Genomic DNA, 22572 nt, shown 5'->3' with positions numbered 1-22572 from the left:
CGCAACACCTGTACTCCCGAGGAGAGAACCCAAAGTGGCCGAGCTGTTCTACGACGCCGACGCCGACCTGTCCATCATCCAGGGCCGCAAGGTCGCGGTCATCGGTTACGGCAGCCAGGGCCACGCCCACGCCCTGTCGCTGCGCGACTCCGGCGTCGACGTGCGCGTGGGTCTGCACGAGGGCTCCAAGTCCAAGGCCAAGGCCGAGGAGCAGGGCCTGCGCGTGGTGGGCCCGTCGGAGGCCGCCGCCGAGGCCGACGTCATCATGATCCTGGTCCCGGACCCGATCCAGGCCCAGGTCTACGAGGAGCACATCGCCCCCAACCTCAAGGACGGCGACGCCCTGTTCTTCGGCCACGGCCTGAACATCCGCTACGGCTTCATCAAGCCCCCGGCCGGCGTGGACGTCTGCATGGTCGCCCCGAAGGGCCCGGGCCACCTGGTCCGCCGCCAGTACGAGGAGGGCCGCGGCGTTCCGTGCATCGCGGCCGTCGAGCAGGACGCCACGGGCAACGCCTTCGCGCTGGCCCTGTCGTACGCGAAGGGCATCGGCGGCACCCGCGCCGGCGTCATCAAGACCACCTTCACCGAGGAGACCGAGACCGACCTCTTCGGTGAGCAGGCCGTCCTGTGCGGTGGCACCGCCGCCCTGGTGAAGGCCGGCTTCGAGACGCTCACCGAGGCGGGCTACCAGCCGGAGATCGCCTACTTCGAGTGCCTGCACGAGCTGAAGCTGATCGTGGACCTCATGTACGAGGGCGGCCTGGAGAAGATGCGCTGGTCGATCTCCGAGACCGCCGAGTGGGGCGACTACGTCACCGGTCCGCGGATCATCACCGACGCCACCAAGGCCGAGATGAAGAAGGTCCTCGCCGAGATCCAGGACGGCTCGTTCGCCAAGAACTGGATGGACGAGTACCACGGCGGTCTGAAGAAGTACAACGAGTACAAGAAGCAGGACTCCGAGCACCTGCTGGAGACCACCGGCAAGGAGCTGCGCAAGCTCATGAGCTGGGTCGACGAGGAGGCGTAAGCCTCACCGCCGGGGGCCGGAGCGATGTTGCTCCGGCCCCTTCGGCGAACCCGGGGGTGACGTCGTGGACACGGCGTTGTCCAACCCGTCCAGCCACGGACGGGTGATCCTTCCGCACAGGCGCAAGACGATCAGCGCCGCGCCACTAGACTGCTGGACAACAAACGCGTCAGGCCCACAGCGTCGTGCGTCTTCCACGCGGCTAGCAACCCTCCACCGCCTGCGGCCGTCGGGACGGCCGTCCGCATTGGACTTGTGAGGACTCACGTGAGCTCGAAACCCGTCGTACTCATCGCTGAAGAGCTGTCGCCCGCCACCGTCGACGCGCTTGGGCCGGACTTCGAGATCCGCCGCTGCAACGGCGCGGACCGCGCCGAACTGCTCCCCGCCATCGCCGACGTGGACGCGATCCTGATCCGCTCGGCCACCAAGGTCGACGCCGAGGCGATCGCCGCGGCGAACAGGCTGAAGGTCGTCGCGCGAGCCGGCGTCGGCCTGGACAACGTGGACGTCTCCGCCGCCACCAAGGCCGGCGTGATGGTCGTCAACGCCCCCACCTCGAACATCGTGACCGCCGCCGAGCTGGCCTGCGGTCTGATCCTCGCCACCGCCCGCAACATCCCGCAGGCCAACGCCGCGCTGAAGAACGGCGAGTGGAAGCGCAGCAAGTACACCGGCGTCGAGCTGGCCGAGAAGACCCTCGGTGTCGTGGGTCTGGGCCGGATCGGCGCCCTCGTGGCGCAGCGCATGTCCGCCTTCGGCATGAAGGTCGTCGCCTACGACCCCTACGTGCAGCCCGCGCGGGCCGCGCAGATGGGCGTGAAGGTGCTGTCGCTGGACGAGCTGCTGGAGGTCTCCGACTTCATCACCGTCCACCTGCCCAAGACCCCCGAGACCCTCGGCCTGATCGGCGACGAGGCGCTGCGCAAGGTCAAGCCCGGCGTCCGCATCGTCAACGCCGCGCGCGGCGGCATCGTCGACGAGGAGGCGCTGTACTCGGCTCTGAAGGAGGGCCGCGTCGCCGGCGCCGGCCTGGACGTGTACGCCAAGGAGCCCTGCACGGACTCGCCGCTGTTCGAGTTCGACCAGGTCGTGTGCACCCCGCACCTCGGCGCGTCCACCGACGAGGCGCAGGAGAAGGCCGGTATCGCGGTGGCCCGCTCGGTGCGCCTGGCGCTCGCCGGTGAGCTGGTCCCCGACGCGGTGAACGTCCAGGGCGGTGTCATCGCCGAGGACGTCAAGCCGGGTCTGCCGCTCGCCGAGCGCCTCGGCCGGATCTTCACCGCGCTCGCCGGCGAGGTCGCCGTCCGCCTCGACGTCGAGGTCTACGGCGAGATCACCCAGCACGACGTGAAGGTGCTGGAGCTGTCCGCGCTCAAGGGCGTCTTCGAGGACGTCGTCGACGAGACGGTCTCCTACGTCAACGCCCCGCTGTTCGCCCAGGAGCGCGGTGTCGAGGTCCGCCTGACCACCAGCTCCGAGTCCGCCGAGCACCGCAACGTGGTGACCGTGCGCGGCACCCTGGCCAGCGGCGAGGAGGTGTCGGTCTCCGGTACGCTGGCCGGCCCCAAGCACGTCCAGAAGATCGTCGCGGTCGGCGACTACGACGTCGACCTGGCCCTCGCCGAGCACATGGTCGTCCTGCGCTACGAGGACCGTCCCGGAGTCGTCGGCACGGTGGGCCGCATCCTCGGCGAGGCGGGCATCAACATCGCCGGCATGCAGGTCGCCCGCGCGGCGGTGGGCGGAGAGGCCCTCGCCGTCCTGACGGTGGACGACACGGTGCCCTCCGGGGTGCTGGCCGAGGTCGCCGCGGAGATCGGGGCGACCTCGGCCCGTGCGGTGAACCTGGCGTAGGCCGCCGCGGCCGGGGGCTGCCGTTCCCGGCCTCCGGCCCGGAAAATCCCTGCTTCCCGAACGCCGGACGGACCGAGTCGGTCAGCCCGTCCGGCGTTCGGTGCGCGCCGGTGCTCAGGCATCGACCTTCTCGCACGCCGGCGTCCGGGCCCCCTTGCGCACCTCGGCCCGCCGCAGTGTCACCGACGCCAGCACCGCCGCCCCCGCCAGCAGCACCGCGCCCGCGACCGCCGCGCCGTGGAGCCCCCGGGTGAACGCCTCCCTGGCGGCCGTGACCAGGGCGTCCCCCGCGGGCCCCGGCAGCCGTTCGGCCACGGCCAGCGCGCCGCCGAGCGTCTCGTGGGCCTCCGCCGGAGCGGAATCGGGCATCTGCCGGCGGTAGACGGCCGTGCCGATGGAGCCGAGGACCGCCATCCCCAGAGCCCCGCCGAACTCCGCGGCGGTCTCCATCAGCGAGGACGCCGAGCCCGCCCGCTCCACGGGGGCGGCGCCCAGCGCGAGGTCCATGATCTGGGACATCACCATGGTGACGCCGCAGGCCAGCACGCCGCAGGCGACGAGCCCCAGCGCCAGCGCGTCCGTGTCCACGAACGTCAGCAGCACATAGCCGCAGCCCGCGATCGCGAAGCCCGCCGTCACCACGTGGGCGCGGTCGACGCCCTTCTGCACCAGGTGCGTGGCGAGCGGGGCGGCGAGACCGATCGGCACCGACGGCAGCAGCGCCCACAGGGCCGCCTCCAGCGCGCTCTTGCCCAGCACCGACTGGATGTACTGGGTGGTGAAGAACGCCGAGCCCATCATCGCGAACATGGTGACGAGGTTGAGGCCGAGGGCCGGTCCGAAGCCGCGCCGCCGGAACATCGCCGGGCTGATCATCGGGGAGGCGGCCGTCCGCTGCCGGTGCACGAACAGGGCCGCGAAGAGCAGACCCACGGTGACCGACACGACGTACCGCACGTTCCAGCCCTGGGCCGAGATCTCCTTCAGGCCGTGGACGACGGGGAGCACCGCGGCCATCGACAGCGGGATGCTCGGCCAGTCGAAGCGACCCGGGGAGGGGTCCTTGGACTCGGGCAGCAGCAGCGGGCCGAGGAACAGCAGCAGGGCCATCGCCGGCAGGTTGACCAGGAAGACCGAACCCCACCAGAAGTACTCCACCAGCAGGCCGCTGAGCACCGAGCCGAGCGCCACGCCCGCCGTCATCACGGCGGACCAGACCGCGATCGCCCGGGCCCGCTGCCCGGGGTCGGTGAACAGCGTGCGCACCAGCGCCAGCGTGGAGGGCATCAGGGTCGCGCCGCCGATGCCGAGCGCGGCGCGGGCCGCGATCAGCATCTCGGCGCTGTCGGCGTACGCCGCGGCCAGTGAGGCGGCGCCGAAGGCCGCGGCACCGACCAGGAGCAGTCTGCGGCGGCCGATGCGGTCGCCCACCGACCCCATGGTCAGCAGCAGGCCGGCCACGGCGAAGGCGTAGACGTCGAAGATCCACAGCTGCTGGGTGCCGGTGGGCGCCAGGTCGGCGCTGATCTCCGGGACGGCGAAGTAGAGGACCGAGACGTCCATCGAGACCAGCAGCAGCGGAAGCATCAGGACGGCGAGCGCGGTCCACTCACGGCGGCCGGCGCGGGACGGGGGCGGTGTCATGCCGGTGACTGTACAAGCGTCTTATACGTGCGTCTAGTACGAGTGTATAAGACGGCTGTCTGGGCGACGGTAGGGTGATCCCATGGGACACCGCGAAGACCTGCTCGAAGGCGCCAAGCGCTGCCTGTTGCAGAAGGGGTTCATGCGCACCACGGCGCGCGACATCGTCAAGGAGTCGGGCACCAACCTGGCGTCCATCGGCTACCACTACGGCTCCAAGGACGCGCTCCTCGTGCAGGCCTACGTCGAGCTGGTGGAGGAGATGTCCGACGCCTTCGAGGGCGGCTCGGACGGCGACCTGCGCGGTGCGCCCGGCTCGCTGGAGAGGTTCGGCGAGGTGTGGTCCAACATCATCGGCACCATGCGCGATCCGGGGTCGCTGTGGCGGCTCAGCATGGAGATCGTGACCATGGCCGACGAGCTGCCCGAGGTGCGCGACCGGCTGCTGCGGGCCCAGCGCGAGGGCGCCCGCGGGCTCGTCACCCTCTTCATGGGCGGCCGTGAGGAGGACGTCCCGGAGGAGGACGTCGACACCCTCGGCCAGTTCTACGTCACGCTGCTGATGGGCCTGATGGTGCAGTGGTCGTTCGGCCCGCGCAGCGCCCCCGAGGCCGACCGGATCACCGAGGGTCTGCGCCGGGTGATCGAGGGCGTCCGCGGCAGCTGACGCCCCCTCACAGCCGCGCCCCCTTCAGGGCCATGTGCAGCAGCAGCCGGTCCTCCCCGTCGTCCAGGTCCAGGCCGGTGAGCTGTTCGACCCTCGACAGCCGGTAGTACAGGGTCTGGCGGTGGATGCCCAGCTCGGCGGCGGTGCGGCCGGCCTGCCCCGCGCAGTCGAGGTACACCTCGGCCGTGCGGGCCAGCTCCCGGTGGGCGGGGGAGAGCAGCGACCGCACGGCCGGGTCGTGGACCGCCTCGACGGGCAGCGCCGTCAGCATGCGGAACGGCCCGATCGACGCCCACTCGGCGACCGGGCCGAACCTGCGCTCGGCCAGCGCCGCGCGCGCCGCCGCCGAGGCCTCCCGCCAGGCCGCCGCCAGCTCCGCCAGCCCGGTGCGGGCGGCGGCGATCCCGGCCGCCGGCTCCCCGCCCGCCCCGGCCGCCGCTTCCCCGAGCGCGCCGGGAGCCGTTTTCCCACCCGCGGCGCCGGCCGTCCTCCCGCCCGCGCCCGCCCCGAGGGCGCGCGCCCGCTCCAGCAGCCGTCCCGCCGCCGAGGTCGCCGGGGTGGGCACGTCCGCCGAGCGCAGCCGGACCAGGAGGGCGAGGCACTGGGACGTGGCGCCCCAGGGCAGCGTGCACAGCGCCGTCGCCCCCGGCACCGTACGCACCGACGGCGCGTCGTCCGGGTCGGCGGACGGCCACGGGGCCACGCACACCACCGTGTGCAGCACGTCCGCGCGCGAGCCCAGGGCGGTGCGCAGCTCGGCGACGGCCATGTCCCGCTGCCAGCCCCGCTCGGCGGTCAGCACCGCGCGCAGCTCCCGGCTGAGGTCGGCGCCGTGCTGCGCCTCGTCCGCCAGCAGGGCGCCGATCCGCGCGGTCACCTCCATCGCCGCCGCGAGCTGCCGCTCGGTCGGGCCCGGGTCGGAGTCCAGCAGCCACACATAGCCGAGGACGACCCCCCGATGGCGCACCGGCAGGCAGATCCGGCCCCGGTACACGCCCGCCTCCGGCGTCGGCGGGATGCGGACCGGGCCGGTGGCGCGGGTGATGCCGAAGCTCTCGAACCAGGAGCGGACCGCGGCGGTGGAGCGCCGGGTCAGGATCGACCGGGTGCGCACCGGGTCCAGGGCCGAGGGGTCGAGGTCGCCCTCGCTGTCGTAGGCGCCGAAGGCGATCAGCTCGAAGTCGCGGCTCTCCAGCGTCGCCGGTGCGCCCAGCAGCTGGGACAGCTCGTCGACCAGTTCCTGGTAGTCACCCGCGAAATCCGACGTCACCCGGGCATTCTGCCCCATACGAACGTGGCCTTCATACAACTGTCTGAGATCCGTGGCACGGATGCGTGACAGCTGTCGATGGCCGACGATCGGAGTCATCCATAGGTTTCACGGTGGTTCTCCGTGCCGTCCCCGGAACGTCGGGCGATCGGCCTCGTGTTGCTTGGTAAGTGGAGGTGCCCCGTGCTGGGTCCCGTGATTCTCGCCGCGTCGCGCAGCGACCGGATGCGACGACTGGTCTCGGCGGCGCCCGTGACCAAGCAGGTCGTGGACCGCTTCATCCCCGGCGAGACCGTCGACGAGATCCTGCCGATCGTCCGGGAGCTGACCGGCAGGGGCCTGGAGCTGACGATGGACGTCGTCGGCGAGGACATCACCACCCCCGCGCAGGCCGAGGCCGCCCGGGACGCCTACCTGGAACTGATCGAGCGGCTGGGGCCGCTGGAGCTCGGCACCCGCGCGGAGATGTCCGTGAAGCTGTCGATGTTCGGCCAGGCGCTGGAGGGCGGCCACGAACTGGCGCTGAAGAACGTCCGTCCGGTCGTGGAGGCCGCCGCCGAGATCGGCACCACGGTCACCCTGGACGCCGAGGACCACACCACCCTCGACTCGATGTTCGCCATCCACGAGGAGCTGCGGAGGGACGTGCCGCAGACCGGCTGCGTCATCCAGGCCTACCTCTTCCGCACCGAGGCCGACGCGCGCCGCCTCGCCGGCAGCGGCTCTCGCGTACGGTTGGTGAAGGGCGCCTACAAGGAGCCCGCCGAGGTCGCCCACCAGGACAGGCACGAGATCGACAAGGCGTACGTCCGCATCCTGAAGACGCTGATGGAGGGCGCGGGCTACCCGATGATCGGGTCCCACGACCCGCGTCTGATCTCCATCGCCCAGGAGCTCGCCCACCGCGCCGGGCGAAAGCCCGACGAGTACGAGTTCCAGATGCTGTACGGCATCCGCAGCGACGAGCACCTGCGGCTCGCCGCCGAGGGCCACCGGATGCGCGTCTACACGGCCTACGGCACGGACTGGTACGGCTACTTCATGCGCCGTCTGGCGGAGAAGCCGGCGAACCTGCGGTTCTTCGTCCGCTCGATGGTCACCAAGGGCTGAGCCGCCCGCACCACGCTCGCAAGACCGCTCGAACCCAAGGAGTACGGAACCCATGGACGCTGTGACCCAGGTCCCCACCCCCGTCAACGAGCCGGTGCACGGCTACGCTCCCGGCTCGCCCGAGCGGGCCCGGCTGGAGATGAAGCTGAGGGAGCTGGCCGACAACCCGATCGACCTGCCCTGCACCATCGGCGGCGAGAAGCGGATGGGCGGCGGCGAGCGCTTCGACGTCGTGCAGCCGCACAACCACAAGGCCCGCCTCGGCACGTACGGCAACGCCACCCAGCAGGACGCCCAGGACGCCATCGACGCCGCCCTGGCCGCCGCCCCGGCCTGGCGCGCGATGTCCTTCGACGACCGCGCGGCGATCATCCTGCGCGCCGCCGACCTGCTGTCCGGCCCGTGGCGCGAGACGCTGGCCGCCTCCACCATGCTCGGCCAGTCCAAGACCGCCCAGCAGGCCGAGATCGACACGCCCTGCGAGCTGATCGACTTCTGGCGCTTCAACGTCTCCTACGCCCGCAAGATCCTGGCCGAGCAGCCCCCGGCCAACTCCCCGGGCGTGTGGAACCGGCTGGACCACCGCCCGCTGGAGGGCTTCGTCTACGCCATCACGCCGTTCAACTTCAGCGCCATCGCGGGCAACCTGCCCACCGCGCCCGCGCTGATGGGCAACGTCGTCGTCTGGAAGCCGTCCCCGACCCAGACCCACGCCGCCGTGCTGCTGATGCAGCTGCTGGAGGAGGCCGGTCTGCCCAAGGGCGTCATCAACCTGGTCACCGGCGACGGCATCGAGGTCTCCAAGGTCGCCCTCGAGCACCGCGACCTGGCCGGCATCCACTTCACCGGCTCCACCAAGACCTTCCAGTACCTGTGGAAGACGGTCGGCAACAACATCGAGAAGTACCGCACCTACCCGCGTCTGGTCGGCGAGACCGGCGGCAAGGACTTCCTCGTCGCCCACCCGTCGGCGGACCGCGCGGTCCTCAAGACCGCCCTGACCCGCGGTGCCTTCGAGTACCAGGGCCAGAAGTGCAGCGCCACCTCGCGCGCGTACATCCCGGCGTCGATCTGGAACGACGGCTTCAAGGAGGAGTTCGCCGCCGAGGTCGACTACCTCACCATGGGCGACGTCACCGACCTGTCCAACTTCATGGGCGCCGTCATCGACGAGCGGTCCTTCGCCAAGAACAAGGCCGCCATCGACCGCGCCAAGGAGGACGAGACCTGCACGATCGTCGCCGGCGGCACGTACGACGACTCGGTCGGCTACTTCGTCCGCCCGACCGTCATCGAGTGCACCGACCCGGAGAACGAGGTGTTCCGCACCGAGTACTTCGGCCCGATCCTGGCGGTGCACGTCTACGACGACAGCTCCCCCGAGAAGTACGACGAGATGCTGACCCAGATGGAGTCCGTCTCCGACTACGCCCTCACCGGCTCGGTCATCTCGGGCGACCGCGCGGCGACGGCGTACACCATGGAGAAGCTGCGCTACGCGGCCGGCAACTTCTACATCAACGACAAGTCGACCGGCGCCGTCGTCGGCCAGCAGCCCTTCGGCGGCGGCCGGGCCTCCGGCACCAACGACAAGGCCGGCGCCCCGCAGAACCTGATGCGCTGGACCCTGACCCGCGCCATCAAGGAGACGCTGGTCCCGCCGACCGACTACACCTACCCGCACATGGGCTGACGCCCCGCACGGGCGGGCGCGCAAGCGCCGGCGCCCACCCGGACCCGGACGGGCCAGGTCTCCCCCGACCTGGCCCGTCCGTGCGTCTGCGCAGCTCAGCGCGGTGTGGCCGGCCGCACTGTCTCAGATAGTAGGAAGTCCGAGTAATTGTGGAGACAGACGCTCCGGGCTCCTCTAGCTTTGTAGGAGCCGAACGTCTCGCTCGATCAAGCGAATGGCGGTCGTGAGCCGGGCCCCGCGCAGGCAACCCCTGCCGCCCGCAGCTCCCCGCCCCTTTTGGCGACTCCCCTTCACGCGACCTTCCTCGCTCGACGTTCCCCGAAGGAGTCGATCCCCATGGCCGAGACGACCGTCCGCCGCCGCGTCCGTCACCTGCCCCGCACCACCGACGCCGACCGCAAGAACGCCGCCGCCGCCCTCCAGCGCGCCCTCGACCGCCGGGACAACGGCGGCGCGACCGGCCACTGACCGCCGGGCCGCCGGGCCGCCGAGGCCGGTGTCCGTATGGCGGACGCCGTATGTCATCCCCTGGGACGAGGAGTAGGGTGCGGCCATGTCTCGCAGCATCGATCTCGCAGTCATCCCCGGCGACGGCATCGGCCAGGAGGTCGTGGCCGAAGGCCTGAAGGTCCTCTCCGCCGTGCTTCCGCAGGATGTGAAGCTGGAGACCAAGGAGTACGACTTCGGCGCCAAGCGGTACCACGCCACCGGTGAGACCCTCACCGACGCCGACCTCGACGCCCTGAAGCGGCACGACGCCATCCTGCTCGGCGCGATCGGCGACCCGTCGGTGCCCTCCGGTGTCCTGGAGCGCGGTTTCCTGCTCAAGCTCCGCTTCGCCTTCGACCACCACGTCAACCTGCGCCCGAGCAAGCTGCTCCCGGGCGTCGCGACCCCGCTGGCCGGCCAGCCCGAGATCGACTTCGTCGTGGTCCGCGAGGGCACCGAGGGCCCGTACACGGGCAACGGCGGCACCATCCGCACGGGCACGCCGCACGAGGTAGCCACCGAGGTGTCCGTCAACACCGCCTTCGGTGTCGAGCGCGTCGTCCGCGACGCCTTCGCCCGCGCGCAGGCCCGCCCCCGCAAGAAGCTCACGCTGGTCCACAAGAACAACGTGCTGACCTTCGCCGGCCACCTGTGGACGAACATCTTCACCAAGGTGGCCGCCGAGTACCCCGAGGTCACCACCGACTACATCCACGTCGACGCCGCGACGATCTACCTCGTCACCGACCCCGGCCGCTTCGACGTGATCGTCACCGACAACCTGTTCGGCGACATCATCACCGACCTCGCCGCCGCCGTCTCCGGCGGCATCGGCGTCGCGGCCTCCGGCAACATCAACCCCAGCCGCGAGTTCCCGTCCATGTTCGAGCCCGTGCACGGCTCGGCCCCGGACATCGCCGGCCAGGGCAAGGCCGACCCCACCGCCACGGTCCTGTCCGTCGCCCTGCTGCTGCGCCACCTCGGCCTGGAGGCCGAGGCCGCCCGCATCGAGGACGCGGTCGCCGCCGACCTCGGCGAGCGGGTCGGCAAGCCGGCCCGCAGCACCTCGCAGATCGGCGACGCGCTCGCCGTACGAGTAGCCGGCTGACACCCGCCGCGCCACTCGATCACCACCCATCGAAGCCGTCGGGTTCCGAAAACAAGGCGCCCGGCGGCTTTCACCTGTCCCCGCCGGGTGCGACCATCGATTCCTGGGCCGCATTCACCCCGTTTCAGCCACCAGGGTCCGCGCGCGATAATCGAACGCGGAGCCGCGGTATGAGGGAATGCTCGGACGTCCTAGCACTGGCCACCGGCCGTACGGGCGTGAGCGCGGCCCGTCACGACTACCGGTGAAGGACATCCATCCATGACGACGCCCACGATCGAGCTGAAGCCCTCCGCCCACCCGCTCTCCGCGGCCGAGCGCGAGGCGATCCTGGCCAACCCCGGCTTCGGCCGCCACTTCACCGACCACATGGTGACGGTCAAGTGGACCGAGGGCCGCGGCTGGCACGACGGACAGCTCGTCCCGTACGGCCCGCTCTCCCTCGACCCGGCCACGATGGTCCTGCACTACGCGCAGGAGATCTTCGAGGGTCTGAAGGCCTACCGCCGGCCCGACGGCACCGTGGCCACCTTCCGCCCGGAGAAGAACGCCCAGCGCTTCCAGGCCTCCTCGCGCCGGCTCGGCATGCCCGAACTGCCGGTGGAGACCTTCATCGAGGCCTGCGACGCGCTGGTGCGGCAGGACCAGGCCTGGGTCCCGGCGCACGGCGGCGAGGAGTCCCTCTACCTGCGCCCGTTCATGTTCGCCACCGAGGTCGGCCTCGGCGTGAAGCCCGCCAACGAGTACCTCTTCATCGTCATCGCCTCCCCGGCCGGCGCCTACTTCCCGGGCGGGGTCAAGCCGGTCTCCATCTGGGTCTCCGAGGACCGGGTGCGCGCCGTCCCCGGCGGCATGGGCGACGCCAAGACCGGCGGCAACTACGCCGCCTCCCTGCTGGCCCAGGCGGAGGCCGCCGCCAAGGGCTGCGACCAGGTCTGCTACCTCGACGCCGTGGAGCACCGGTGGGTCGAGGAGCTGGGCGGCATGAACCTGTACTTCGTGTACGGCGACCGGATCGTCACGCCGTCCCTCACCGGCTCCATTCTGGAGGGCGTCACCCGCGACTCCCTGCTCACCGTCGCCCGCGACCTCGGCTACCAGGCCGAGGAGGGCCGGATCTCGGTCGAGCAGTGGCAGCGCGACGCGGAGAACGGCAGCCTCACCGAGGTCTTCGCCTGCGGTACGGCCGCGGTCATCACGCCGGTCGGCACCGTCAAGCGGGCCGGTGCCGAGTGGCAGCAGAGCGGGGGCGAGCCCGGCGAGGTCACGATGCGGCTGCGTCAGGCCCTGCTGGACATCCAGCGCGGTACGGCCGAGGACAAGCACGGCTGGATGCACCAGCTCGGCTGAGTCCTCGGGCGCCCGGCGAGGTGAGGCACCCGGCGCTGGTGCGGGCCTCGCCGGGGGCCGCCGCCCCCGGACCCCCGCTCCGGCCTAAACGGCCTCGTCCTCGAGCGCCGGACGGGCCGGGCCGGTCACGGCCGGCCCCCGCCGCACGGACCCCCGCGTCCACAGCAGGTACGCCGCGCCGCCCACCAGCCCCGACAGCAGGAAGCTGCAGTCCACCCCGCCGGTCAGCGCCAGCAGTGGCCCCTCGTACGACGGCAGGGACACCGCGAGCACGCCGACGGTCGCGCCCGCCGCCCAGGAGAGGGTCGCGGGGATGTTCCAGCCGGCGTCGTACCAGTAGACGCCGCCCCGGGCGCGCCGGTTGAAGACCTGGAGTGCCTCGGCGTCGTAGATCCCGCCGCAGCGGGCGAAGCCGATCAGTGTGATCACCGCCCACGGTGTGCCGATCGCCGTCAGCAGCAGCACGAACGACGTCATCGCGGACTGCGCGTCCCAGGCGTAGTGCCCGGAGAAGACGCAGGCGGTGGCGACCACGGCGACCGCGTACGTCGCCCGGGCGCGGGAGGCGCGCGGCAGGATGGCGTCCAGGTCCAGGCCCATCGAGTACAGCATCAGCCCCGCGTTGCCCACCGAGCCCGCGGAGGCGGCGAGCAGCAGCGGGAGCAGGTACCAGCCGGGGGAGGCGTCGACCAGCGGACCGGCGTAGTCGAGCGCGGCGCGGGCGGCGTAGGAGGTGAAGGTGCCGAAGAGCTGCGGCACCAGCAAGCCGAGCAGCAGCCCCAGCCAGGTCGCGTGCAGCACCCGGCGGGAGGAGTGCCGGGCGGGGGAGATGTAGCGGGTGTAGTCGCCGAGGAGCGTGATGAAGGCGATCGGGCCGGAGAGCCCGGCGGCCACCGCGGCCAGCAGCCACGTCGGCCAGAACCCGCCCAGGAGATAGCCGCCGGTCTCCGGCAGCGCGGCGGTGGTGAAGCCGGGGGCGTAGGCGATCACGCCGAGGACCAGCAGGGCCGTCATGCCGAACGCCAGCACCCGGGACATGGCGAGCAGCACCCGGTAGCCGTACACGGCCGCGACGACCGTCGCCGCGGCGAGCAGGCCGTAGACGAGCCCGTACGTCAGGTCGTTCTGGGGCATCCCCGTCAGCCGGCCGAGGACGCTCAGCATCACGTCCCCGCCGATCCACACGGTCAGCGCGGTGTAGCCGAGGGCCAGCAGCAGGCCGACCACCGAGCCGACCAGCCGGCCCCGCACGCCGAACTGGGCGCCGGAGGAGGTCGAGAGGTTGGTGCCGGTGCGCAGCGAGATCAGCGCCAGCGGGGCGGTGAGCACCACGCCGGCCACCGTGCCCGCCACCACGGCGCTCACCGACGACCACCAGTCCAGGCCGAAGGACGGGGGCAGCCAGCCGAAGACGATCACTCCGAGGCAGAGGTTGGAGCCCAGCAGGATCGAGACCAAGTCCCGTGGCCCGCTGGTGCGTTCCTCCTCCGGGATGGTGTCGACTCCGCGCTGTTCGATCGGCATGACGGGTCTCCTTCGACGGCCGGCAGAGTTTTGAGTGACGCTCAATGTGACCCTCGTCCTGCGCTCCCGTCAATGGTTGGCTTGCTGAGGATCGATGTTTAGAGTGATGCTCTAAAGTCATCGGACGATGCTTGGTGGAGCAGTCCGACGAGCAACCGCGAGGAGGTGACCGGCCGTGCGACTGACCCCGACGGAACGCGACCGGCTGCTGCTGTTCACGGCCGCCGAACTGGCCCGGGCGCGCAGGGCGCGCGGCCGGCGGCTCAACGTGCCCGAGGCCACGGCCCTGATCGCCGACACCGTCTGCGAGGCGGCCCGCGACGGTGCCCGGCTGGCCGAGGCGATCGAGGCCGCGCGGTCGGTGCTCGGCCCGGACGACGTGCTGCCGGGCGTCGCCGACGTGGTCACCGAGGTGCACGTCGAGGCGGTCTTCGACGACGGCTCCCGGCTCGCGGTGGTCTCCGACCCGATCGGCGGCGGGTCGTCCGCCGAGCAGGCGCCGGGGGCCCTGCTGCCGGGACCCGGCCACGACGAGCCCGAGGCCGCGGTGCGGATACCGGTCACCAACACCGCGGCGGTGCCGGTCTCCGTCACCTCCCACTTCCACTTCTTCGAGGCCAACCCGCGCCTGGACTTCGACCGCGAGCGGGCCTACGGCATGCGCCTGGCCGTGCCCGCCGGGTCCTCGGTCCGCTTCGGCCCCGGCGAGAGCCGCGAGGTCCCGCTCGTGCCGATCGGCGGGCGGCGGATCGCGATCGGGTTCGCCGGTCTGGTCGACGGGCCGCTGGACGCGCCGGGCGCCAAGGAGGAGGCCCTGCGCCGGGCCGCGGCCTGCGGATACCTGGGAGTCGCGGCGCGAGGCGCCGGCACGCCGGAAGGAGACGGGCGATGAGCCGCTCGAAGGGACGGGAGATCAGCGAGTCGATCCACATCGACCCGCACGCCTACGCCGCCACCCACGGCCCCCGCGCCGGGGACCGCATCCGCCTGGGCGACTCGGGCCTGGTGGTCCGCGTCGAGTCCGACGCGCAGAAGTACGGCGACGAGTTCCTCGCCGGCTTCGGCAAGACCGCCCGCGACGGCCTGCACCTCAAGGCCGCCGGCGTCCGCGAGACCTGTGACGTGGTGATCAGCAACGTCGTGGTGATCGACGCGGCGCAGGGCATCCGGAAGGTGTCCATCGGCATCCGGGAGGGCCGGATCTGCGGCATCGGCCGGGCCGGGAACCCCGACACCCTCGACGGCGTCGACGTCGTGGTGGGCACCGGCACCTCCATCGTGTCCGGCGAGGGGCTCATCGCCACCGCCGGGGCCGTGGACACCCACGTCCACCTGCTGTCGCCGCGCATCATGGAGGCCTCGCTCGCCTCCGGCGTGACCACGATCATCGGGCAGGAGTTCGGCCCCGTGTGGGGCGTCGGCGTCAACTCCCCCTGGGCGCTGGGCCACGCCTTCGGCGCCTTCGACGCCTGGCCGGTCAACATCGGCTTCCTGGGCCGGGGTTCCTCCTCCCACGACGCGCCGCTGATCGAGGCGCTGGCCGAGGGCGGGGCGTCCGGCTTCAAGGTGCACGAGGACATGGGCGCCCACACCCGCGCCCTGGACACCGCCCTGCGCGTCGCCGAGGAGCACGACGTCCAGGTCGCCCTGCACAGCGACGGCCTCAACGAGTGCCTGTCGGTGGAGGACACCCTGCGAGTACTGGAGGGCCGCACCATCCACGCCTTCCACATCGAGGGCTGCGGCGGCGGACACGTCCCCAACGTGCTGAAGATGGCCGGCGTCCCCAACGTCATCGGCTCCTCCACCAACCCCACCCTGCCCTTCGGCCGGGACGCCGTCGCCGAGCACTACGGCATGATCGTCTCCGTCCACGACCTGAAGCCCGAGCTGCCGGGCGACGCCGCCATGGCCCGCGACCGCATCCGCGCCTCGACGATGGGCGCCGAGGACGTGCTGCACGACCTGGGCGCCATCGGCATCACCTCCTCCGACGCGCAGGGCATGGGCCGGGCCGGCGAGACCGTGCGCCGCACGTTCGCCATGGCCGGGAAGATGAAGGCGCAGTTCGGCGCCGACGGGGACGACGACAACGAGCGCGTCCTGCGGTACATGGCCAAGCTGACCGTCAACCCCGCCATCGCCCACGGTCTCGCCCACGAGGTCGGCTCGATCGAGGTGGGCAAGCTCGCCGACATCGTGCTCTGGCGCCCGGAGTACTTCGGCGCCAAGCCACAGCTGGTGCTGAAGGCCGGCTTCCCCGCCTACGGCGTGGTCGGCGACCCCAACGCGGCCACCGACACCTGCGAACCCCTCGTGCTGGGCCCGCAGTTCGGCGCGCACGGCGCCACACCCGCCGAGATCTCCGTCGCGTTCGTCGCGCAGGCCGCCGCCGACCAGGGGCACGACACGCTGCCCACCCGGCGCCGCCGGGTCGCCGTGCGCGGCACCCGCGGCATCGGCCCGGCCGACCTGCGTCTGAACTCCCGCACCGGACAGGTCGAGGTCGACCAGCGCACCGGCCTGGTCACCCTCGACGGCGACCCGCTGCGCTCGGGCCCGGCCGACTCGGTCTCCCTCAACCGGCTGTACTTCCTCTGATCTCGCCTGACCCTCACCTGATCGTCACCGACAAGGACCGCACATGTCTGCTGCCGCCGACGGCTTCCGCATGCCCCCCGAGTGGGCCCCGCACGAGCGCACCTGGATGGCCTGGCCGGGCCCCAATCCCACCTTCGAGGACCCCGGGGACCTGGCCGCCTCCCGCGCCGCCTGGGCGGCGGTGGCCCGCGCGGTGCGCCGCTTCGAGCCGGTGACCGTGGTGTGCGGCCCGGGCCAGTCGGCCGAGGCGCGCTCGCTGCTCGGCGACGACGTGGACACCGTCGAGCGCGAGCTGGACGACGCCTGGATGCGCGACATCGGCCCGACCTTCCTGACCGACGGCCGCGGCGGGCTCGCCGCCGTCGACTGGACGTTCAACGGCTGGGGCGCCCAGGAGTGGGCCCGCTGGGACCACGACGCGAAGATCGCCGCGTACGTCGCCGACCTCGCGGGCGCCCGGACGTACACCTCGCCGCTGGTCAACGAGGGCGGCGGCATCCACGTCGACGGCGAGGGCACGGTGCTGCTCACCGAGACCGTGCAGCTCGGCCCCGAGCGCAACCCCGGCTGGACGAAGGAGCAGGTCGAGGCGGAGGTCCACGCCCACCTCGGCACCCGCAAGGCCATCTGGCTGCCGCGCGGCCTGACCGCCGACTACCCGCCGCACGGCTTCGGCACCCTCGGCCACGTCGACATCGTCGCCGCCTTCGCGGGCCCCGGCGTGGTCGTCGCCCACCGCCAGCCCGACCCGGCCCACCCCGACCACGAGGTCACCGAGGAGGCCATCGGCATCCTCAGGGCGGCCACCGACGCCCGGGGCCGCCGTCTGGAGGTCGTCGAGGTCCCGGCCCCGACCGTCCTGGAGGCCGACGGCCACTGGGCTGACTACTCCTACATCAACCACTACGTCTGCAACGGCGGCGTCGTGCTCTGCGGCTTCGACGACCCGCGGGACGAGATCGCGGCCGGCGTCTTCCGCCGCCTGTACCCGCAGCGGACGGTGACGCTGGTGGACGCGCGCACCATCTTCGCGGGCGGCGGCGGCATCCACTGCATCACCCAGCAGCAGCCGAAGGTCCGGTGACGGACCGCGTCGGGTAGAACAGACGGGTGAACGTCCCTGTCTGCGCGGCGAACGGCCGCCCCCTGAGCGCGTCCCCGCGGGCGGTCGCGGCATGAGCACCCCCGGCGCCCGCCGCCGCACCCCCGCGCCGCCCCGCGAGGACGTCCTCGCCGCCGCCATGGAGATGATCGCCGAACGCGGTCTGGAGAAGCTCACCATGGCGGCGCTCGGGCGGACCGTCGGCATGAGCAGCGGCCACCTGCTGTACTACTTCCACTCCAAGGACGAACTGCTGCTGCGGACCCTGGAGTGGAGCGAGGGCCGGCTCGGCGCCGAACGCGCCCGGCTGCTCACCCGGCCCGGCACCGCCCGCGACCGCCTCCACGCCTACGTCGACCTGTACGTGCCCGACGGCCACCGCGACCCGCACTGGACGCTGTGGCTGGAGGTGTGGAACCGCTCGCAGAACGCCGACGACGCCGCCCGCGACCGCCAGGTGGCCATCGAGGGCGCCTGGCACCGCGACCTGGTGGCCCTGCTCGCCGAGGGCATCTCGCGCGGTGAGTTCCGCCGCGTCGACCCCGACCGCTTCGCCGCCCGGCTCCGCGCCCTCCTCGACGGCTTCGCCATCCACGTGGCCATCGGCCTGCGCGGCACGGACCGCGAGCTGGTCCTCGACCACGTACGGGAGTTCCTCGCCGACGGGCTGCTCACCGAGGGCACGTCGGCCTGACACGGGCGGGGCCTGAAACAGGCGCGTTCTGCTCGCATCCTGAGACGGACGGTGAGCACGGGGACGGACTGTGCCAGACTGCCTCCGTGCTCTCGTTCGCCATGATTATTGGCAGCAGGCGCGCCGGTCCGCAGTGACCGCCACGTACGACCAGGTACGGGCGGACACCGTCGTCCTCGACCCGCGCGCAGACCTCTCGCACCCGCGAGAGGTTTTTCGTTTTCCTGGCCCACCCCAAGCCGGGAGGAGAGCGCGAGGGATCATAGAAGGACGGTGGAGCCGGTCATTCCGGTAGACCGAGATCCAACACAGGAGCCTTCAGACCATGACCGCACCCAGCGAACTCGACGATTCCTTCCACGTCTTCGACACCACCCTGCGCGACGGAGCGCAGCGTGAGGGGATCAACCTCACGGTGGCGGACAAGCTGGCCATCGCCCGGCACCTGGACGAGTTCGGCGTGGGCTTCATCGAGGGCGGCTGGCCCGGCGCGAACCCGCGGGACACCGAGTTCTTCGCCCGTGCCCGCCAGGAGATCGACTTCCGGCACGCCCGGCTGGTCGCCTTCGGCGCCACCCGCCGCGCCGGCGCGAAGGCGGCCGACGACCCGCAGGTCAAGGCGCTCCTGGACTCGGGCGCCGAGGTGATCACCCTGGTCGCCAAGTCCCACGACCGGCACGTCGAGCTGGCCCTGCGCACCACCCTGGACGAGAACCTGGAGATGGTGCGCGACACGGTCTCGCACCTCACCGGGCAGGGCCGCCGGGTCTTCGTCGACTGCGAGCACTTCTTCGACGGCTACCGCGCCGACCCCGCGTACGCCAAGGCGGTCGTCCGCACCGCCCACGAGGCCGGCGCCGACGTCGTCGTCCTGTGCGACACCAACGGCGGCATGCTGCCGGCGCAGATCCAGGCCGTCGTCGCCACCGTGCTGGCCGACACCGGAGCCCGGCTCGGCATCCACGCCCAGGACGACACCGGCTGCGCCGTCGCCAACACCCTGGCCGCCGTCGACGCGGGCGCCACCCACGTGCAGTGCACCGCCAACGGCTACGGCGAGCGGGTCGGCAACGCCAACCTGTTCCCGGTCGTCGCGGCGCTGGAGCTGAAGTACGGCAAGCGGGTGCTGCCCGAGGGCCGGCTGCGGGAGATGACCCGCATCTCCCACGCGATCGCCGAGGTCGTCAACCTCACGCCCTCCACCCACCAGCCCTACGTGGGCCTGTCCGCCTTCGCGCACAAGGCGGGCCTGCACGCCTCCGCGATCAAGGTCGACCCGGACCTGTACCAGCACATCGACCCCGAGCAGGTCGGCAACACCATGCGGATGCTGGTCTCCGACATGGCCGGCCGCGCCTCCGTCGAGCTCAAGGGCAAGGAGCTGGGCATCGACCTCGGCGGCGACCGCGAGCTGGTCGGCCGGGTCGTGGAGCGGGTCAAGGAACGGGAGCTGGCCGGCTACACCTACGAGGCCGCCGACGCCAGCTTCGAGCTTTTGCTGCGCGCGGAGGCCGAGGGCGGCCCGTTGCAGTACTTCAGGACCGAGTCCTGGCGCGCGATCGTCGAGGACCGCCCCGACGGCACCCACGCCAACGAGGCCACCGTGAAGCTGTGGGCCAAGGGGGAGCGCATCGTCGCCACCGCGGAGGGCAACGGCCCGGTCAACGCCCTGGACCGGGCGCTGCGCGTGGCCCTGGAGAAGATCTACCCGCAGCTCGCCAAGCTGGAGCTGGTCGACTACAAGGTCCGCATCCTCGAGGGCGTGCACGGCACCAGCTCCACCACCCGGGTCCTGATCTCCACGTCCGACGGTGCGGGGGAGTGGTCCACGGTGGGCGTGGCCGAGAACGTGATCGCCGCCTCCTGGCAGGCCCTGGAGGACGCCTACACCTACGGGCTGCTGCGGGCCGGGGTGACGCCCGCCGAGTGACGCCCCGGGCGCCCGCCGGGGGTGCCACCGGGGTCCTGCGGCTGCCGCCGTGTCCGGGCGGTGCCCCGGAGGCCGCATGCGTCGGCCTCCGGGGCACCGCCCTTTCCTGTCTCTTTCCCGGCTATTCGGGTACTTTCGAATTATGAAAGGCACGATGGCACGGCTGCTCCTCCGCCTCCTGATCGTGCCGGTCGCCGCCGCCCTGGCGGTCCTCACGGTCGGCGCGTCCGGAGCCCATGCGGCCACAGACCTCTCCAAGATCGCCGAGTCCCTGCGCGAGAGTCCGGTCTACGTGGACCCGGCCGCCGCCGACCTGCTGTCGCAGTCGGACGCCGAGGCGCTCGCCGACAAGATCGAGGCCGCCGACGAGCCGGTCTTCGTCGCGGTCCTCCCGGCCGACTACCCGAAGCAGAACCTCTTCCAGAACCTGCGCACGGAGACCGGTGTCACCGGCCTGTACGGCATCCGCCTCGGGGACGAGTTCGACGCGCGCGCCGACAGCGCCGTGCTCGGCCGCCAGGGCGTGAACAACCTGGTCGCGTCCGTGCAGGGCGCGGGCGACGTCAAGGCCCAGCTGAACGACTTCGTCGACACCGCCCTGCGCAGCAACCTCGGCGGCACCGCGCCGAGCGGCTGGAGCGAGGGCTCCGGCGCCGACGGCGTCTCGGTCACCGGCCTGATCACCACGGGCGCGCTGCTCGCCGCGGGCGGCGCCGGCGCGTACGCCTTCGTCCGGCGCAACCGCCGGCGGCACGAGGAGGCCCAGCGGGAGGCGCTGGAGAAGCTGCGGGTGGTCGTGGACGAGGACATCACCGCCTTCGGCGAGGAACTCGACCGGCTCGACTTCCATCCGGCGGAACCGCGGGCGGACGACGCCATGCGCGCCGACTACGAGCGTGCCCTCGACGCCTACGAGAAGGCCAAGACCTACATGGCCGAGGCCCGCAGGCCGGAGGACGTCAAGGCGGTCACCCAGACACTGGAGGACGGGCGGTTCTCGCTCGCCCAGCTCGCCGCCCGCCGCGAGGGACGGCCGCTGCCCGACCGCAGGCCGCCCTGCTTCTTCGACCCCCGGCACGGCCCCTCGGTCGCCGACGTCACCTGGACGCCGCCCGGCGGCGCCACCCGCGAAGTGCCGGTGTGCGCGGCCGACCAGGCCCGGCTGTCCGACGGTCTCGAACCGATGGTCCGCGAGGTGGACACCGCCTCCGGCCGCCGCCCCTACTGGGAGGCGGGCCCGGCCTACGGCCCCTGGGCGGGCGGATACTTCGGCGCCGGCATCCTGCCCGGCCTGCTGGTCGGCACGATGCTCGGCAGCATGATGGCCACGCCGTCCTACGCGGCCGACTACGGCGCCGGGTACGGCGACTTCGGCGGCTACACCGGCGGCGACGTCTCGGGTGCCGACTTCGACTCCGGTGACTTCGGCGGTGGCTTCGGCGACTTCGGCGGCGGCGGGTTCGGCGGCGGCGACTTCGGCGGCGGGTTCTGAGGCCGCTCCGCCCGCGAGGCGGCTCAGCGGTCCGCCGTCAGCGGTCCGCTGATCCCTCGCCCGACGTGCCGCGCGCCCGTCCCCGGGTGAGGTGCGGGCGCGCCGGAGCGGGGCCGTGGCGGCGGCGTCGGGCCGGAGCGGGGTCCGGGGCCGGTCCGCCGGCTCAGGCCTCCTTGATCGCCGAGACGTCGAAGTTCAGCTTGATCTTGTCGGACACCAGGAAGCCACCGGTCTCCAGGGCCGCGTTCCAGGTCAGGCCCCACTCCGAGCGCTTGATCTGGGCCGTGCCCTCGAAGCCGACGCGCTCGTTGCCGAAGGGGTCCTTGGCGGCGCCGTTGAACTCCAGGTCGATGGTGAGCGGCCGGGTGGTGCCGAGGATCGTCAGGTCGCCGGTGACGCGGTAGTCGTCGCCACCGAGGGCCTCCACGGAGGTGGAGCGGAAGGTCATCGTCGGGAACTCGTCCGTCTTGAAGAAGTCCGCGCTCCTGAGGTGGCCGTCGCGGTCGGCGTTGCCGGTGTCGATGCTGTCCATCGTCACGTCCAGGGACGCGGTGGACTTCGCGGGGTCGCCGCCGTCGAGGTGCAGCTTGCCGCTGAAGTTCAGGAACCTGCCCTTGACGTTGGTGACCATGGCGTGCCGGGCCACGAAGCCGATCGTGGTGTGGGCCGGGTCGATGGTGTAGTCGCCGGTCAGGCGGGCGAGGTCGGCGGAGGTGCTCATGAGGGTCTCCCTAGGGGTCTTTCCGGGTGCTGGACGCTCCGGGCGCTCGGGGCTCCCCGGGGCTTCGTTGAATCTTCAATAAATCCAACGCCCACGACCATAGGCCCATTCCGTTCAAGTTTCAACATTACCGGCGGGTGTGTCCGGATCCTTACGCTCAGTCGGCGGCCTTGCGGTCCCCGGCCCGGCCGGCGTCGCGGGTGTGGACGTACAGGCGGCGGCGGTCGCCGATGTCGACGGGCTGGGGCAGGGGGAGTTCGTAGCGGACGGGCCGGGCGTGGTCGGCG

General features: G+C 72.0%; 18 protein-coding genes. 14 read left to right on the top strand and 4 right to left on the bottom strand.

Features of this window, described 5'->3' with window-relative positions:
- Positions 1-34: 34 nt before the first annotated feature.
- Entirely contained in the window at positions 35-1033 is a 999-nt protein-coding gene (ilvC, locus tag ACZ45Q_RS31075) for a ketol-acid reductoisomerase (RefSeq protein WP_468267465.1), read from the top strand.
- 267 nt (positions 1034-1300) lie between these two features.
- Positions 1301-2890, top strand: coding sequence for a phosphoglycerate dehydrogenase (gene serA / locus ACZ45Q_RS31070; protein WP_468267463.1), 1590 nt, complete (start codon positions 1301-1303; stop codon positions 2888-2890).
- A gap of 114 nt (positions 2891-3004) precedes the next feature.
- Here serA and ACZ45Q_RS31065 read toward each other — a convergent pair whose 3' ends face one another.
- Positions 3005-4534 carry an MFS transporter gene (locus ACZ45Q_RS31065; RefSeq protein ID WP_468267461.1) on the bottom strand — a complete coding sequence of 510 codons (1530 nt, stop codon included), beginning with the start codon at positions 4532-4534 and terminating at the stop codon, positions 3005-3007.
- Positions 4535-4616: 82 nt separating this feature from the next.
- Between ACZ45Q_RS31065 and ACZ45Q_RS31060 the strand changes: the two genes are divergently transcribed.
- Positions 4617-5201, top strand: a complete 585-nt coding sequence (locus ACZ45Q_RS31060; protein ID WP_468267459.1) for a TetR/AcrR family transcriptional regulator — start codon at positions 4617-4619, stop codon at positions 5199-5201.
- Positions 5202-5208: 7 nt separating this feature from the next.
- On the opposite strand, the gene ACZ45Q_RS31055 is transcribed toward ACZ45Q_RS31060, so the two are convergent.
- Complete coding sequence (locus ACZ45Q_RS31055) at positions 5209-6489, bottom strand: PucR family transcriptional regulator (protein ID WP_468267457.1); 1281 nt, start codon at positions 6487-6489, stop codon at positions 5209-5211.
- Positions 6490-6654: 165 nt separating this feature from the next.
- Here ACZ45Q_RS31055 and ACZ45Q_RS31050 point away from each other — a divergent pair, with 165 nt between their 5' ends.
- The 5 genes from ACZ45Q_RS31050 to ACZ45Q_RS31030 all read left to right on the top strand — a co-directional run bounded on the left by ACZ45Q_RS31050 (position 6655) and on the right by ACZ45Q_RS31030 (position 12221).
- Complete coding sequence (locus ACZ45Q_RS31050) at positions 6655-7581, top strand: proline dehydrogenase family protein (RefSeq protein WP_468267455.1); 927 nt, start codon at positions 6655-6657, stop codon at positions 7579-7581.
- Positions 7582-7633: 52 nt separating this feature from the next.
- Positions 7634-9274: an L-glutamate gamma-semialdehyde dehydrogenase gene (gene pruA, locus ACZ45Q_RS31045; RefSeq protein ID WP_468267453.1), complete on the top strand. Its 1641-nt coding sequence runs from the start codon at positions 7634-7636 to the stop codon at positions 9272-9274.
- 336 nt (positions 9275-9610) lie between these two features.
- Entirely contained in the window at positions 9611-9742 is a 132-nt protein-coding gene (locus ACZ45Q_RS31040; RefSeq protein WP_468267451.1) for a hypothetical protein, read from the top strand.
- An 85-nt stretch (positions 9743-9827) separates the two neighbouring features.
- A complete protein-coding gene (locus tag ACZ45Q_RS31035) occupies positions 9828-10871 on the top strand; it encodes a 3-isopropylmalate dehydrogenase (RefSeq protein WP_468267449.1) in 1044 nt (347 codons plus the stop codon).
- Positions 10872-11132: 261 nt separating this feature from the next.
- A complete protein-coding gene (locus ACZ45Q_RS31030; RefSeq protein ID WP_468267447.1) occupies positions 11133-12221 on the top strand; it encodes a branched-chain amino acid aminotransferase in 1089 nt (362 codons plus the stop codon).
- An 84-nt stretch (positions 12222-12305) separates the two neighbouring features.
- On the opposite strand, the gene ACZ45Q_RS31025 is transcribed toward ACZ45Q_RS31030, so the two are convergent.
- Positions 12306-13745 carry a cytosine permease gene (locus ACZ45Q_RS31025; protein ID WP_468267445.1) on the bottom strand — a complete coding sequence of 480 codons (1440 nt, stop codon included), beginning with the start codon at positions 13743-13745 and terminating at the stop codon, positions 12306-12308.
- A gap of 175 nt (positions 13746-13920) precedes the next feature.
- Between ACZ45Q_RS31025 and ureA the strand changes: the two genes are divergently transcribed.
- The 6 genes from ureA (at position 13921) to ACZ45Q_RS30995 (ending at position 21564) form a co-directional block, all read left to right on the top strand.
- Positions 13921-14637, top strand: coding sequence for an urease subunit gamma (ureA, locus tag ACZ45Q_RS31020; RefSeq protein ID WP_468267443.1), 717 nt, complete (start codon positions 13921-13923; stop codon positions 14635-14637).
- Complete coding sequence (locus ACZ45Q_RS31015; protein WP_468267441.1) at positions 14634-16346, top strand: urease subunit alpha; 1713 nt, start codon at positions 14634-14636, stop codon at positions 16344-16346. Before ureA ends, ACZ45Q_RS31015 begins: the two co-directional genes overlap by 4 nt.
- 43 nt (positions 16347-16389) lie before the next feature.
- Positions 16390-17430 carry an agmatine deiminase family protein gene (locus ACZ45Q_RS31010; protein WP_468267439.1) on the top strand — a complete coding sequence of 347 codons (1041 nt, stop codon included), beginning with the start codon at positions 16390-16392 and terminating at the stop codon, positions 17428-17430.
- 91 nt (positions 17431-17521) lie between these two features.
- The gene (locus tag ACZ45Q_RS31005; protein WP_468267437.1) at positions 17522-18142 is read left to right on the top strand and encodes a TetR/AcrR family transcriptional regulator; all 621 of its coding nucleotides are present in this window, start codon (positions 17522-17524) and stop codon (positions 18140-18142) included.
- Between the two features lie 325 nt (positions 18143-18467).
- Positions 18468-20072: a citramalate synthase gene (cimA, locus tag ACZ45Q_RS31000; RefSeq protein ID WP_468267435.1), complete on the top strand. Its 1605-nt coding sequence runs from the start codon at positions 18468-18470 to the stop codon at positions 20070-20072.
- Positions 20073-20214: 142 nt separating this feature from the next.
- Positions 20215-21564, top strand: coding sequence for a hypothetical protein (locus tag ACZ45Q_RS30995; RefSeq protein ID WP_468267433.1), 1350 nt, complete (start codon positions 20215-20217; stop codon positions 21562-21564).
- Positions 21565-21727: 163 nt separating this feature from the next.
- Here the strand turns inward: ACZ45Q_RS30995 and ACZ45Q_RS30990 are convergent, their stop codons facing one another.
- Positions 21728-22285, bottom strand: coding sequence for a YceI family protein (locus ACZ45Q_RS30990; protein WP_468267431.1), 558 nt, complete (start codon positions 22283-22285; stop codon positions 21728-21730).
- Positions 22286-22572: the final 287 nt, after the last annotated feature.

The organism is Streptomyces sp. NPDC031049 (assembly GCF_055571015.1).
Note: the sequence above shows the minus strand (reverse complement) of the source record. Positions and strands in the feature narration are given on the sequence as shown.